Raw genomic sequence first — 14,109 nt, 5'->3', positions numbered from 1 at the left:
CAAATTTGTTCAAAGGTCCAACAGGGCTGGCGCAAATTTACTCTATTTAGTAGCTATTACAAAATAGGATTCGGAAAAACAGACTGGATTAGCTTGTGTCGCAGCCGCGTTTTCTATTTTTTGGCAATTGTGACTTGATTGGCCGACTCAGACAATTCAATTGCCATTCGCAGGTTCAAGCTAGTTTGGGGATTTTGAATGGTCTCACCTAATAGTTCTTCACATTGATTAATCCGATATTTAATCGTATTGCGGTGCAAAAAGAGAAGGCTGGCCGTTTTTGAAATTTCACAATTAAAATCTAGATAATACTTTAAGGTTTTCCTGAGCTCAATCAAAGCCGGATCCGTGGGATAAGCTAAATCCTTTAAGGTTTTCGTACAGAAATAGCGAATATCCTCCGTGTTAGTTTGCTCAAATAAAGCAAAGAGCCCCTTGGCATGATAATACTGAAAGACAGGTGGCTCAGCCAGTTGCTTTAATTCCTCCATGGAAATCTTGGCTTCAACGTAGGAACTAGCGACCTCTTCAATCACTTCATAGGCATTTCCCAAAGTAAAATGCAGACTAATTGGCAAGACTTCTGCCAGCTCCTTTGCCAAATCTTGAAAAATTTGTTCCAGCTGAGGATTTTGTTCTTGAAAAAGCAGCGCAATATCATGGCTGCCTTTGATAGGAAAGACCAGGGTATTTTTGACCCGTCTAGGCAGCTGTTCCTGCAGCCAAGCCATTGCAATCTGGGAGGCCTCTACTTGATAGCGCAGCTTGGTAGCATCTGCTGGTTTTACAAAACAGGTAGCGATATTTACTTGATAAAAGCGACTGTCTACAATGCCAAAAGACCGTCCCAAATCCAACCAATCCCGGCCTTCGTTTTTTTCTAAATTTTGCGAAGTGATTAATTGATTAAGATAATCGCTTTTTAAGCTGTCCATCGACTCCTGAATTTTTTGATTTTTAAACAGCATAAAGGTTAAAACTAAAACTGCCTGATCAATGGCAAATTCGGAAATTGGGTAGGGAATCTGCTCAGGATTTAAAATCAATAAATAATAAGGAAAATAGGTATCGATTTTGATGGGAAAGCCGGCAATTTGAATCATTCGCCCATTGGTATTTTTCACAAGAAAAGAAGTTTTTCCACTATCTATCCGGCGGTAATGGCTAGTGGTAATCTGCTGGGTAAAAAAGCTGGTGGCACTATCTCCTTGGGAAAAGTGACTGGAATGGGCGACGACCTCCTTCCAGGGATTCAGCAAAATTGTCGGAGCATTAATAATCTTCCCTAAATCAGCAATAAAACGAGCGTTGCTGACATCATGAATCAACAGGTTAGTAAATCGCTTTTGAATGTCTAAGGCATAGGTTAGCTGCTCGGTTTTTGAATCCCATAAATAGCTGAGCATTTTATGAAGCAGCTGTCCTAACGGCTGTGTGCTAGGAATTTCGACAATCGGCAAGTCCAGCTCGGTACCATAAGCGATGATTGCTGGGTCAATTTCTTCGTGGAAACGACCGACCTTTATTCCTAAGCCGGCACTTTTTTTCTCCTTCAAGGAGGCAATCATTTTTTTTAAGCCAGCTTGATTATCCTGATAGGCCATCGCTGTAGTCAAAATAAAGGTATGCTCAGGAATAAAATTGGCGATGTCGGGAGTTTCGGTGATTTCGACACTGGCGATTTCGTGATGATGATTTTTGTGGGCCGAACGAATAATTAAATCAGAAAAACGGGGTATCTGCAGCAGGTCTTCTAAAGTTGCCAAGCAGTCGCCCTCCTTTATAGCAAATAATTTTTGGCAGATGTGCCAATTCTTCCTTTTATTTTAGTTGAAAGCGACAACATTTGCAAAGAATCTTCTTAGCCGTTTTGCACAAAGATACTGGCTCATTAGGTAATTTGGTCAATGAATTTTGTCGCTTTTTTTCGTATGCTGAAAAAAACGCAAAGGACTGATGAAGATGTATCAACAAACTAATGTTGGCAAACGAATTATAATGACCCCCGGACCCGTCGAGGCGCAGCCGTCGGTTTTACGGCAGATGAGCCAAACCATTTTAGGCCAGTTTGATCCTGATTTTTTACAGATCATGGCGGAGGTCAAAGAGATGATTAAGGTTCCCTTCGGCACAAAAAATGAGCAGGCCTTCGCCATCGATGGCACCTCTCGTGCAGGCATTGAGGCGGCTTTGATTGCCTTAATTGAACCAGGGGATAAGGTATTAATTCCGGCGTTTGGTCGTTTCGCTTATTTGTTGGGGGAAATCTGTCAACGGGCACAGGCGGAAATCATTTGGCTGGAAAAGGATTGGGAAGCCCCCTTTGAAGAGAAGGATGTTATCGAAGCGATTGCCAAAGTACAGCCAAAAATTGTTGCCATGATTCATGGTGAGACGGCGAATGGTCAAATGCAGCCGTTGGCAAAAATTGGTGAATTTTGCCGTCAACAGGATATTTTCTTTGTGGTTGACATGGTGGCAACTTATGGAGGCGTGGAATTAAAAGTTGACGATTGGCAAGTGGACATTGCCATTGCCGGAACGCAGAAATGTTTAAGTGTCCCTTCAGGTCTGTCTTTAATTACGTATAACAAACGGGTCGAGGCTGTTTTGGCAGAGCGCTATCAAAAAGAGCTCGGCTTAGGAGATGACCAACGAAGCGATCATTTTATCAGCAGTAATTATTTAGACCTGTCTCAGTTGGAAAAATATTGGAGCCCGCAACCGATCAATCATCACACAGAAGCAACCGTTATGATTTACGGCTTACATGAAGGCCTGCGTTTATTGCTAGCAGAAGGCATGGAGAATGTTTTTCATCGTCACCAACAAAATTTTGAAATTTTGCGGAATAGCTTGGCTAAAATGAATCTAGAATTTTTTGGGAATTTGGCGACTATGATGCCTACGGTTTTACCGATTATGATTCCAGAAGGGATTGATGGAGAAGCTTTACGACAAACTTTGGCCAGTCAATATGGAATTGAGATTGCTTCGTCGTTTGGTTCATTGCAGGGGAAAGTTTGGCGGGTTGGTAATATGGGATATAGCAGTCAAAAGGCTAATGTGCTCTTACTTTTAAGTGCTTTTGAGACTGTTCTACGGGCTTTTGGACATGAGTTTCCCGCTGGCGCCGGTAGTATTTATGCCTTGAAGGAATATCAAGACCAAATGAATGGATAAAGTTGTGCAGAGTAAACAAAAAAGTTTGTGAGTTTGTGAAAATTCACTGATTTTTTTGTTTTGGGAAACGGTTACAATTGGGTTGTCAGGGAGGAATCCCAAAGCAGAAAAATTTTTTAGTTGGAGGTCTAAAATGGAAGCGAATCAGACAAAAAGTAATGTGGGTTTTGCCTATTGGAAAAAAATTGTTATCCTGCTGTGTGCCGGTTGGGTGACAATCTGGATTTACCGCTCGGCCCTTTCACCAGTTTATCCACAGATTAGGGAATCACTAGGGGGGAATGTTTCAGATACGGCCCTCGGTTCAATTTCAAGTTTTTATTTTCTAGGCTATGTGGCCATGCAGATACCAGCAGGCTTCCTCGTTGATAAAATCGGGAAGAAGAAGGTCTTGATTCCCGGCTTTGCGGTCTTTGCAGTAGCGGCGCTATTAATTTCCCAAGCTCAAAGCTTAGGTATGATTTACGCCGGAAGTTTATTGGCCGGTTTAGGCTGTGGCTCTTTTTACGGATCAGCCTACTCGCTGACATCACAAAATATCCCCAAAGATAAAAAAAGTTTTTCCACTGCCATCGTTAATAGCGGATCAGCTGTCGGTTCAGGTTTGGGAATGATTTTATCTAGTTTTTTAGTAGCTCAACAAGGTTTACCTTGGCAAACGATGATGTATATTTCCGTTGTGATGATTATTTGTATGATTTTTGCGTTTCAAGCTATTATTCGTAGCAATAAAGATGACGTAGCAGCTTTGCAGCAGCAAGAAGCAGCGGCGGTTTCAGAGGAAGCAGCTGTAAGCACACCAGCTGAACCTGCCAGCAAAGTGTCGATTTCAAAGCTTTTCGCACCGAAAATGCTATTTACTTATCTGCTATACTTTGCCACCTGTTATGCCTATTATATGACCGTGACTTGGTTGCCGAATTTCTTAGGAACAGAACGGGGCTTTGAAGGAGCGGCTATCGGCTTTTCTTCATCTTTAGTAGCCTTTGCTTCCATTCCAGGAGCATTGTTCTTCAGTAAACTAGCGGACAGATTTATGCATAAAAAAGTTAGCTTTATCATTGTCTTAGAATTACTGGCGGCGGCTATGCTGCTATTAACCGTACAGGCAACGAATTCAACCTTTTTATTAATCTCATTGATTTTGTATGGATTTTTAGGTAAGTTAGCGGTGGAACCGATTATCATCTCTTGGCTCGGTGAAAATGCGCCGCAGGTTGGTGTTGGGACCACATTAGGCGTCTTTAACTTCTTCGGGATGATGTCATCAGTGATTGCTCCAACTTTGACAGGAACAATTTCCGATACGACTGGTTCAAAGGAGATGGGCTTTTACATTTCTGTCATTTTGTTAGTTGTCGGCACAGTGCTCTTCCTCTTTGCAAACATGAAGAAAAAAGCCAGTCATTAAGGAGGCCAATGCCTAATGCCCAAGATGTTGAAAAGTTTAACCAATCAAATTTTATTCGCGACAGTCTTAGGCATTGTCTGTGGTCTGATCCTTCATGATAAAATAGCTTTTATCAAAGTTATCGGCGATGTCTTTTTACGATTAATCCAGATGTCAGTGGTCATCTTAATTATGGGGGCCGTGATTGAAGCTGTTGGTAGTCTGGAGGCTAAAGTTTTAGGGAAAATCGGCTTAAAAGTAATGCTTTGGTTTATCGGCTCGACAATTTTAGCGGCAGCCATTGGTGTTGTTGTTGGACTAATCGTGCAGCCAGGTGCAGATGTCACGATTGCTAATGTGGAATTAGATAGCATTGCCACTAGTAGCGGAACGCTGTCTGAGATGATTTTAGAATTTTTCCCAAGTAATATTGTTGAAGCGATGGCGAATGCGAATATGATTCAAGTCATTGTTTTTGCATTACTGTTTGGTTTAGCGTTAAGCTTGGCAGATCGCAAAAAGACCCAGCCGATTTTAGATTTTGTCGCAAGTTTTAATCATGTCATTTTAAAAATGGTGACCTTAGTTATGAAGCTGGCACCTATTGGAATTTTTTGTCTAGTAGCGCCAATGGTTGGCTCCGTCGGCATTGAAATCTTACTGACGCTAACCAAATTTTTATTAACCCTCGGTGCTAGCTCCCTTATATTCATGTTGATTTGGTTAATGCTGACGGCGGTTTACTGCAAAGTACCTTTTAAGCAGTTGTGTCAAAAAATGTGGCGGATGTCGGTGGTAGCTTTCACCACCACTTCTTCGGCGGTCACCTTACCTATCCAAATTGAAGACAGCGAAGAAAAGTTGGGAATCAGTGATCGGATTTCTAAATTGGTGATGCCTTTAGGAATGACCTTAAACAGCAATGGTTTAGCTTTATTTTTAAGTATTTCAATCATTACTTTCGCTCAGTTTTACGGCATTGAATTAGCATTGCCAGACTTGATTCAAGCGGTGATTTTATCAACCCTCGCTTGTTTGGGAACAGTCGTCGTACCGGGAGGCGGGTTAGTTGCCTTGGCTACGGTCATGCCGATGCTAGGCTTGCCGACAGAGAGCATTGCCATTTTAGCTGGCATTGACTGGTTTTCCGGTATGTTTAGAACCCTGCTAAATGTTGATGCGGATACAACCGTCGCTTTGATTATTGCCAAAGACGAAGGTGAGTTGGATTATTCAAAATATCAATAAGAGTCGGCACTGAAAAGAAACTTGCTGCTCAAAAAATCCGTCATGGTCCAATGGAATCATGACGGATTTTTTAATTTTTTGATTTAATATTTTATAGCAGCCTTAAAAAACAATCTCCACCCCGTAATGATCAGAGACAACGGGAGCATTCTGCCCATCAAAGCAGACCTTTGAGGAGCGGACAGGGATTTTTTCAGAGACAAAAATATAATCAATGCGAATTCCCTGCTGATTGTTTTCCCAGCCGGTGATTTCAGCCTCGACAGTGGCGCTACCAGAAGTTTTTTCAGCTAAGACAAAAGTATCATACCAACCATCTGCACGGATTAATTGATAGCCTTGTTTCTTTTCTTGGGCGGGATTGTTAAAATCCCCCAGTAAAAAGATGAGGGCTTTGCCAGTTTGTTGGTGCTTTAAGTCCTGCAGATGAGCTGTCAAAGTCTGCCATTCCTTTAGAAAGCCTTCATCAGGATTTTGTTGCCACCAAGAAAAATGCAACGAGTAAAACCAATGGGAGCGCCCGTTGATTATTAACTCGACACCGAGGGCTTTGCGCCGGCGATGGTCAGCAAAGGGATAGTCATCGGAAATTAAAATTTCTTTGGTTTGCTTCACCGGCAGGCGGGAAAGAATGGCCAGGCCTTCATCATATTTATTAAAACCTAAATGCACTGGCACCCAGTGATACTCATAGAAAAGCTCTTTTTCAGCGAGGGCTTTAACTAAAAGCCCGCCAAAATTATCGGCGTTCAACTCTGTAGTCTCATTATCGTTTGTCCACAACTGATTGACTTCCTGCAAAGCAATCAGGTCATAGGCTTCAGTAGCGATTTTCTCCGCTAAATAGGTCAGCTTTTCCAGCTGATTTTCCTCCAACCAGCTGTGGGTGTTTAATGTCAGTAATTTCATTGATTTCCTCCGAAATAATGGGTTACACTAATTATACCAAATGTCAGAAGAAAAGAATTTTGAAATTTGCAGCGACTTTGCATTCGTGAGAGCTGATTTTTTTTAAAATCATATTCTAGGCTAGTCTGCGCCTAAAATTTTTTTGTAAAGAAGGAAATTATATGAAGCCATTAAATAATTTAATTACTGATGTGCCGGGGGTAAAAGTGGGCCATCAAACGATTTTGAATTCACAATTCAAAACGGGCGTCACAGCAATTTTGCCCCATACAGACAATCTTTTTTTAGAAAAATTACCGGCGGCAGTCCATGTGATCAATGGCTTTGGCAAAAGTGCGGGATTGTTGCAGATGGCGGAAATGGGCGTCTTGGAATCGCCGCTTATTTTAACAAATACTTTTGGCGTCGGCACTAGTATAAATGCCTTGATTCACCGAGCTTTAGCAGAAAATCCAGAGATTGGCGAGAGCACCGGCAGTTTTAATCCGTTGGTTTTTGAATGTAACGACAGTGTCCTCAATAATTTGCGGGGCTTGGCGATTGAAGAAGAGGATGTCACAAAAGCCTTATCAAAGGCGAGCAGTGATTTTTCTTTAGGTGCTAAAGGAGCCGGTACCGGGATGACCTGCTATGGCTTGAAGGGGGGCATTGGTTCTACGTCCCAAGCGTTAGTGATTGATGGTCAGGAGTTCATCCTTGGCTGTCTTGTTTTAACTAATTTTGGTCAGATGAAAAATTTAGTGGTGGAACATTATCCAATTGGTCAAGAGTTGGCAGATTTTTTTGAAGCACAACAGCAGGAAGAAAAGGGCAGTGTGATTGTAATTTTAGCAACTGACCTGCCGTTAAGCAGTCGCCAGCTGAAAAGGATTAGTAAGCGAGCCTCAGTCGGTATTACCCGCAGCGGCTCGTTTATCGGAAACGGCAGCGGTGAGGTGGTCTGCAGCTTTTCGACAGCTAACAGGCTGCAGCATTTTGAAAAAGCTGCGCTGATAACAAGAAGTACCTTTAATGAAAATTATCTGGATAGCGTGTTCGCAGCAGTTGCTGATGTGGTGGAGGAAGCCGTGCTACGTTCGTTAATTCACGGAGAAACGATGGTGGATCGCCAAGGTGTACCTGTTTGGAATCTAATAGAAGCGATTGAAGAGCTGCAGAAAGCTGATTTTTCAGCAGCTAGATTCCCGCTGATAAACAAATTAAATCAATTGAAATAGGTGATGACAATGGAAAAAGCGTTGCGGACAGCAATTGCTAACTTAATTGCAACATATCAAGCAGAGCTGGAAATTGGTCTTTGGTTGGGAGATACTTCTGGTACAATCTATGATTTTCAAGGAGAGAAATTTTTTTCAGCCGCCAGCATGATTAAGCTACCTATTTATTTGCGTTATCTGGAAGCTTTTCGGGACGGTGAGTTGAGTCCCGAAAAAGAAATTTTAGTTGAGGCAGAAAAAATTGTCGGCGGTGCCGGCTATCTGCAACTGCTGCCAACTAAAAAAAATTGGCAGCTACAGGAATTAATGACTGCCATGATTGCTGTTTCGGATAATACGGCAACAAATCTTTTATTGGAAATCGCCGGACTAGAGTCAATGCAAACTTGGCTGCAAGCATTTTCTGGTATCCAATTGCAACGTTTTTTGATGCGACCACTTCCCGGAAAAGAAAATCGCATGACGGCAACGGCAGCTGGCCAAATGCTGCGGCGAATTTATCAATTCTCTGATAATCAAGCGCAGCAAGCAGGCGGCCTCCAGCCTTTCTTAAAGCAGCAATTTCGAGAAGGGCTGCCGGGATTATTGGACGAGCAGGAAATTGTCGGCCTCAACATTTACAATAAAACCGGTCGTTTAGATAGAATCGAACATGACGCCGCCTGCTTTGACTATCAAGGGCAGCCAGTGTTTATCTCAGCCTTTACCCGCGATTTAACGGGACGGGGTCAAGGAATTATGTTTTTGCGGCAGCTAGGAGAGCTGGTCTTTAAAAACTACTTTGCTGATAAATCCAAATAGCTTTTACTGCGAGAAAAGCCCATCAGCGGGGACTGATGGGCCAAGGAGTGAATGGAAGTCAGCGAACAATTAGGCTTCACTGACTAGCAGCTTGACGATACTGCATTTTGGGAAGCGTCAAGCTGCTCATGTTTTTGGGATAAGTATATCTTAGCGGAGAAATGTGAACTGTTTATGACACAATCTAAGAGATAACGATTAGCCTAAATCAATAATTCGGTCAACGAAGTCTTCATAAAATTGACTTTCGTGGGAGACGACAATCAGCGTGCCGGCATATTTTTCCAAAGCCTCCATCAGATTGACCTTAGTTTCTTGGTCGATGTGATTGGTGGGCTCATCCAGCATTAAGAAATTACTTTTAATCATCGTCATTTCAGCGATTTTAACTTTTGTCTGCTCGCCGCCGCTGAGAAATTTTAAGCCCTGCATCGCTAACTCGTTGGCTAGGCCGGCCCGGGATAACTGCCGCCGCAAGTCTTTGGTGGTGGCTTTTGGATAGAGGTTGCTGAGATATTGCAGCGGGGTTTCCAATGGATTTTCCCACGCTAAATCTTGAGCGAAATAATCAATTTCCGTATGTTGAGGAAATTGAAACTCCCCTTTTAAGGGTTTGATTTGACCCAGTAAAGTTTTAATCAGCGTTGATTTACCAATACCGTTAAAGCCCCTTAAAGCAATTTTTTCCCCATAGCGAATCGTTAAATTAATCGGTGGCAATAGCGGCTTTTGATAGCCGATTTCCAGCTCGTCGGTTTCCAAAGCCAAAGTTGTGACAATCGGCTGATAAGGAAACTCGATATGAGGTTTCGGCGAATCACTCGGCGGTGTTAAGCGCTCGATTTTGGCCAATTGTTTTTCGCGGCTCTTGGCCATCGTGGAGCGGGAGCCGGCTTTATACTTACGGATATAAGCCTCCGTTTTTTTGATATGATCCTGTTGGGCTTCATATTGCCGTAAATACGTTTGTTGCTGCAATTCTTTTTGTTTTAGCGCTTGTTCAAGATTGCCGGTATATTTGGAGAGCTTGCCAAACTCAATATCAAAAATATGCGTGGTGATTTCATTGAGAAAATGCCGATCGTGGGAAACCACGAGAAAAGTACCGTCAAAATTTTTCAAAAATTCTGTCAGCCAAGCCACATGGTCATCGTCCAAGTGGTTAGTGGGCTCATCTAAAATCAAAATCTCCGGTTTTTCCAAAAGCATTTTCGCCAAAATCAATTTAGAACGCTGACCGCCACTAAGATTTTTTAATTGGGTATCCATGCCCAATACCTGTAAGCCCAAGCCATTGGCCAACTCATCGATCAAGAGATCCATCTGATAAAATTCCCCTTGATCCAATTCGTTTTGCAGCTTGCCGGCTTGATTGAGCAAATCATCCTCAAGGCTTTCCGTATAAGTAGCGTAAAGCTCAGCAATCTTAGCTTCTTTTTTAAAATCCTCGGCATAAGCCAGCTGTAAAAATTCTTTGATTGTCAGCTGCTCATCAACTTCAACATATTGGTCCAAATAGCCAAGGCGGGCTTTCTTTTGGAGGACAACCTGCCCGTCATCCGGCAATTGTTCGCCGGTGATAATTTTAATCAGAGTACTCTTACCTACACCGTTGCGGCCCACTAGACCGACATGTTCCCCGCGATTAATCTGCCCGTTTATTTTTTCATATAAGACTTTATCCCCAAATTGTTGGGTAATATCCACTAGTTTTAACATTTTTATTTCCTGCTTTCATTTTTTTCTCGCAAAAAAGCTGCAGACAGTCATTGTCTACAGCTTTTAAAGTATATATTTCGTCATCGAAAGGCTGGCAAAACAAATAAACCTCTAGCCAGGCTTCGATGAAGAAGGACTTTTCGCTCTTAACAATGCTTCATCTTTCAGTTGTTAAGAGCTGTTTTTCTGACGAATTTAAAGTAATAATGTTTCATAGTTATTCCTCATTTCTCTGGGAAATTATAACACGGAGAAAATAAATGGTCAAAGTAAATGAAAAAAAGTTATGAAAATTTGAAAAAAATTTCTTTAGAGCATAGCTAAAGGTTGTTTTTGGGCCGGTTTCGGAAAGAGTTCATCCAAGATAGCGAGTTCTGCCGCCGCTAACTTGACGGCGCCTGCCGCTAGATTGGCTTTGATATGCATTTCATTGCTGGATTGGGGAATCGCTAAGGTAGTGCCATCGCGAATCACCCATGCTAATAGAATTTGAAAGATTGAGGCTTGGTGCTGCTCCGCAATTTTTTGCAATTGCGGCTGCTGAGTAAACTGGTTGCCTAAAGAATCTCCTTGGGCAATTGGAGAATAGGCAATCAAGGGCACGTTTTGCTTTCGCATCCACGGCAGTAAATCAAACTCAATGCCTCGTTCACCTAAGTTGTACAAAACTTGATTCGCCGCACAATTTTGACCGCCGGGGACCTGCCATAATTCCTCCATATCCGCCGTGTCGAAATTGGAAACGCCCCAAGCCTTAATTTTTCCAGCTTGCTTAGCAGCTTCCATGGCGGCCACTGTTTCGGCTAAAGGAATCATGCCCCGCCAATGGAGCAGGTATAAATCTAGATAATCTGTCTCTAGGCGATCTAAGCTCTGGTCCAAACTTTTCGGCAGCTCCGTCAGTGAGGCGTTCCAAGGATAAACTTTTGAGATTAGGTAGACTTCTTCTCGAGGGAAATTTTGCAGGGCTTCACCGACTAAGCGTTCCGAATTTCCTTCTCCGTACATTTCAGCCGTGTCAATCACTGTGGCGCCACTTTCTATCCCGCTACGTAAAGCGGCCAATTCAGTTTGACGCTGTTTGAAATCGTCTCCCATATGCCACGTCCCCATGCCGATTGCCGGTAAAGTTCGCTGATTAAGTGTCAAATTTTGCATTCTCTTTCCTCCTTATGGTTGCTGTTTTTAGTGTACCAAAGGGTGAGCTGGCTTTGACAGCAACTTGCTTTAGTATGAAAATTATAAAGGCAATGTCATTAATAAAAGCTGACCGTATTCAGTGGTTAACGGCGGGAGGGTTTCAGTGAAGTCATGTTTTTGATAAAGCTTAATAGCCTTGCTGTTTTTAGAATTAACGCCCAAGATTAGTTCTTCAGCTGTAGGAAAATGTTCTTTGGTGAAGGCTGGTAAAAGTTTTAAGCTGGCATCTGCATAGCCTTGGCCTTGAAAATGGCTGTCAGTGGAATAGCTTCGCAATAAAATAGCTTTGGGATTATCGGTGTAAATTTGCGGGCCAGGCCAGCCATGCAAAATCATAAACGTCGGAAAACTTCCTTGATCTTCTAAAAAAACCGGCAGACGGCTGTCATCAGCAGCTGCTTTTTCAATAGCATCTAAAGGTAGACCTGAGAAAATTAATTGTTCAGGGGGCAGGTGGTAGTCGGCAATTTTTTCTGTCGGCACTAAAGCTGGATTATATGCGATTAATTTCATGGGAAGCTCCTTTAGTTTTTTTATCGAATTATGGGAGTTAGCTCTCGCAGATTCAAGTTTAAAGCTGCTGAAGCTAGCTGTGAAGTGTGCTAGATTGTCTTCACGAAACTAGCTTTAATCAGATTAGATACAATAGTATTTTGTCGGAGTCTTATCTGAGAGCCGAGTTAAATAAAAAAGCACAACCATCGAAATGATTGTGCTTGAATTGAATAGAACCAGAAATTATAATTTTTGGTTGTAGTATTCAACGACTAGTGATTCGTCAACTTCAGGAGTTAATTCGTCACGTTCTGGTAAACGCATGAATGAACCAGTTAAAGTATCTGCATCGAAAGTTACGAAAGCTGGGCGGCCTAAAGTCGCTTCAACAGCTTCAGCGATAACTGTTAATTTTTGAGATTTTTCACGGATTGAAATCACTTGACCCACTTCAACGTGGTATGAAGGGATATCAACGCGTTTGCCATCAACTAAAACGTGGCCATGGTTGACTAATTGACGTGCTTGACGACGAGTAGTTGCTAAACCAAGACGGAAAACAACATTGTCTAAACGTTGTTCAAGTAAGATCATGAAGTTAACCCCATGTTTACCTTCTTTGATTTTGCTAGCTTTGATAAACAACGTACGGAATTGGCGTTCGTTCATGCCATACATATGACGTAATTTTTGTTTTTCAGTTAATTGCATGCCGTATTCAGATTTTTTGCCACGGCTGTTTGGTCCGTGTTGACCTGGTGCATACGGGCGACGTGCTAATTCTTTACCAGAACCTGATAAAGAGATGCCTAAACGGCGAGATAATTTCCAAGATGGTCCAGTATAACGAGACATTAATAAATTCCTCCAAAAATTTAGTGTTGGAGTAAAATAATCTGAGGACTTCGCATTCGTGCAGTTTGTTCTTCAATCTTCGCCTTTTGCAGCCGCGGTTACACAATTGAACCCATGGACTTTCGTCGGGGCAACAAACTGGGGACGAGGTAGTAATTCTCTGCTGCTTATTTTACACAAAGTCTAGTATAGCTTAATTTCAACGCTAAAGTCAATCAAAAATTCAGCAAATGACGGCTGTTTATTAAATATTCTTCCTGATTAAAGAAGATGCCGGTAAACCCCTCAGCTATTTATATAATTAGTCATAGTATAAGGTGCCAAGAGATAGGCATCAGCCCCGTCTTTTAGATCTTCTTTAGTCAGATTCAGCACCTTATCTAAAGGGGTAACCTTTTTTTGATTGAAGGGAACGACTTTTTTCTTTTTGGCCATACTTTGGCTTTCCTTTCGTGGAAAAGATTTTCTTTCATTATAAAATGAATTAGAATAAGGATACAGTTTTTTTAAGGAGAAACATGATGGAAAAATACGCATGGTATTCAAAGCGCTTCGGTCAACCGGCTAAAGATGATGAGGAACTTTTTTTATTGCTGACAGTCGGCGTCTTTCAAGCGGGCCTTTCTTGGCAGGCAGCGGCGGGTAAGCGGGAGGCTTTTTTGCGGAATTTTGCCCAGATGGATATTCAAAAAGTCGCCAGCTTTTTTCCGGAGGATATTGAAAAAATCATGGGTGATCCAGAAATGATTCATAATCCCCGCAAAATTCGCGCCGTGATTGCTAACGCACGGGCTATTTTGGCGCTGCGGCCTGAATTTGCTAGCTTTCAAGACTATCTCTGGCATTTTACCGGTGGTGAGCCAGTGATTGAAAGCTATCGGGCAATTGATAAAATTCCCAATACACATCCTTTGGCAACGAAAATTGCCAAAGATATGAAGCGGCGGGGCTTTCAATTTGTCGGACCGATTTTAACCTGTATGTTTTTAAAGGCGGGGGGCTTTATTCAAGATGAGGTCAGCGGGTGAAAAAGCTGACGAGGTCAAATCTGATAATTTTATTAGAGGAACTGAATGAAATTTTCAAAACCTT

General features: G+C 42.2%; 13 protein-coding genes. 6 read left to right on the top strand and 7 right to left on the bottom strand.

Going from position 1 to position 14,109, the window contains the following annotated elements; all coding sequences use genetic code 11:
• Positions 1-113 precede the first annotated feature (113 nt).
• On the bottom strand, positions 114-1,766 hold the full coding sequence (locus ACYSNU_RS10065; RefSeq protein WP_461737087.1) for a PucR family transcriptional regulator: 1,653 nt from the start codon (positions 1,764-1,766) through the stop codon (positions 114-116).
• A gap of 196 nt (positions 1,767-1,962) precedes the next feature.
• Here ACYSNU_RS10065 and ACYSNU_RS10060 point away from each other — a divergent pair, with 196 nt between their 5' ends.
• The 3 genes from ACYSNU_RS10060 to ACYSNU_RS10050 all read left to right on the top strand — a co-directional run bounded on the left by ACYSNU_RS10060 (position 1,963) and on the right by ACYSNU_RS10050 (position 5,821).
• On the top strand, positions 1,963-3,183 hold the full coding sequence (locus ACYSNU_RS10060) for a pyridoxal-phosphate-dependent aminotransferase family protein (RefSeq protein WP_461737086.1): 1,221 nt from the start codon (positions 1,963-1,965) through the stop codon (positions 3,181-3,183).
• A gap of 82 nt (positions 3,184-3,265) precedes the next feature.
• Positions 3,266-4,594 (top strand): MFS transporter, encoded by a 1,329-nt coding sequence (locus tag ACYSNU_RS10055; protein WP_461737188.1) that lies wholly within the window; start codon positions 3,266-3,268, stop codon positions 4,592-4,594.
• 15 nt (positions 4,595-4,609) lie between these two features.
• A complete protein-coding gene (locus ACYSNU_RS10050; RefSeq protein ID WP_461737085.1) occupies positions 4,610-5,821 on the top strand; it encodes a dicarboxylate/amino acid:cation symporter in 1,212 nt (403 codons plus the stop codon).
• 102 nt (positions 5,822-5,923) lie between these two features.
• On the opposite strand, the gene ACYSNU_RS10045 is transcribed toward ACYSNU_RS10050, so the two are convergent.
• Positions 5,924-6,730: an endonuclease/exonuclease/phosphatase family protein gene (locus ACYSNU_RS10045; RefSeq protein ID WP_461737084.1), complete on the bottom strand. Its 807-nt coding sequence runs from the start codon at positions 6,728-6,730 to the stop codon at positions 5,924-5,926.
• A 161-nt stretch (positions 6,731-6,891) separates the two neighbouring features.
• Here ACYSNU_RS10045 and ACYSNU_RS10040 point away from each other — a divergent pair, with 161 nt between their 5' ends.
• Both ACYSNU_RS10040 and ACYSNU_RS10035 read left to right on the top strand, forming a co-directional pair.
• Entirely contained in the window at positions 6,892-7,947 is a 1,056-nt protein-coding gene (locus tag ACYSNU_RS10040) for a DmpA family aminopeptidase (protein ID WP_461737083.1), read from the top strand.
• A 9-nt stretch (positions 7,948-7,956) separates the two neighbouring features.
• Positions 7,957-8,748: a serine hydrolase gene (locus ACYSNU_RS10035; RefSeq protein ID WP_461737082.1), complete on the top strand. Its 792-nt coding sequence runs from the start codon at positions 7,957-7,959 to the stop codon at positions 8,746-8,748.
• 198 nt (positions 8,749-8,946) lie between these two features.
• Here the strand turns inward: ACYSNU_RS10035 and ACYSNU_RS10030 are convergent, their stop codons facing one another.
• From ACYSNU_RS10030 to ACYSNU_RS10010, 5 genes are all read right to left on the bottom strand, one after another.
• Positions 8,947-10,467, bottom strand: coding sequence for an ABC-F family ATP-binding cassette domain-containing protein (locus ACYSNU_RS10030; protein ID WP_461737081.1), 1,521 nt, complete (start codon positions 10,465-10,467; stop codon positions 8,947-8,949).
• 309 nt (positions 10,468-10,776) lie between these two features.
• Positions 10,777-11,625 (bottom strand): aldo/keto reductase, encoded by an 849-nt coding sequence (locus tag ACYSNU_RS10025; RefSeq protein ID WP_461737080.1) that lies wholly within the window; start codon positions 11,623-11,625, stop codon positions 10,777-10,779.
• Positions 11,626-11,706: 81 nt separating this feature from the next.
• Positions 11,707-12,180: a GNAT family N-acetyltransferase gene (locus ACYSNU_RS10020; protein ID WP_461737079.1), complete on the bottom strand. Its 474-nt coding sequence runs from the start codon at positions 12,178-12,180 to the stop codon at positions 11,707-11,709.
• 225 nt (positions 12,181-12,405) lie between these two features.
• Positions 12,406-13,017 (bottom strand): 30S ribosomal protein S4, encoded by a 612-nt coding sequence (gene rpsD, locus ACYSNU_RS10015; protein ID WP_265456380.1) that lies wholly within the window; start codon positions 13,015-13,017, stop codon positions 12,406-12,408.
• Positions 13,018-13,302: 285 nt separating this feature from the next.
• On the bottom strand, positions 13,303-13,452 hold the full coding sequence (locus ACYSNU_RS10010) for a hypothetical protein (protein WP_461737078.1): 150 nt from the start codon (positions 13,450-13,452) through the stop codon (positions 13,303-13,305).
• Positions 13,453-13,538: 86 nt separating this feature from the next.
• Between ACYSNU_RS10010 and ACYSNU_RS10005 the strand changes: the two genes are divergently transcribed.
• Positions 13,539-14,045, top strand: coding sequence for a DNA-3-methyladenine glycosylase I (locus ACYSNU_RS10005; protein ID WP_461737077.1), 507 nt, complete (start codon positions 13,539-13,541; stop codon positions 14,043-14,045).
• Positions 14,046-14,109 lie beyond the last annotated feature (64 nt).

The organism is Enterococcus sp. LJL120 (assembly GCF_054871765.1).
Note: the sequence above shows the minus strand (reverse complement) of the source record. Positions and strands in the feature narration are given on the sequence as shown.

Bases quoted from the DNA above. Each gene is read 5' to 3' on its own strand.
- rpsD (WP_265456380.1), bottom strand. From the start codon at position 13,017: ATGTCTCGTTATACTGGACCATCTTGGAAATTATCTCGCCGTTTAGGC.
- ACYSNU_RS10035 (WP_461737082.1), top strand. From the start codon at position 7,957: ATGGAAAAAGCGTTGCGGACAGCAATTGCTAACTTAATTGCAACATAT.
- ACYSNU_RS10040 (WP_461737083.1), top strand. From the start codon at position 6,892: ATGAAGCCATTAAATAATTTAATTACTGATGTGCCGGGGGTAAAAGTG.
- ACYSNU_RS10045 (WP_461737084.1), bottom strand. From the start codon at position 6,730: ATGAAATTACTGACATTAAACACCCACAGCTGGTTGGAGGAAAATCAG.
- ACYSNU_RS10030 (WP_461737081.1), bottom strand. From the start codon at position 10,467: ATGTTAAAACTAGTGGATATTACCCAACAATTTGGGGATAAAGTCTTA.
- ACYSNU_RS10060 (WP_461737086.1), top strand. From the start codon at position 1,963: ATGTATCAACAAACTAATGTTGGCAAACGAATTATAATGACCCCCGGA.
- ACYSNU_RS10005 (WP_461737077.1), top strand. From the start codon at position 13,539: ATGGAAAAATACGCATGGTATTCAAAGCGCTTCGGTCAACCGGCTAAA.
- ACYSNU_RS10050 (WP_461737085.1), top strand. From the start codon at position 4,610: ATGCCCAAGATGTTGAAAAGTTTAACCAATCAAATTTTATTCGCGACA.
- ACYSNU_RS10020 (WP_461737079.1), bottom strand. From the start codon at position 12,180: ATGAAATTAATCGCATATAATCCAGCTTTAGTGCCGACAGAAAAAATT.
- ACYSNU_RS10010 (WP_461737078.1), bottom strand. From the start codon at position 13,452: ATGGCCAAAAAGAAAAAAGTCGTTCCCTTCAATCAAAAAAAGGTTACC.
- ACYSNU_RS10025 (WP_461737080.1), bottom strand. From the start codon at position 11,625: ATGCAAAATTTGACACTTAATCAGCGAACTTTACCGGCAATCGGCATG.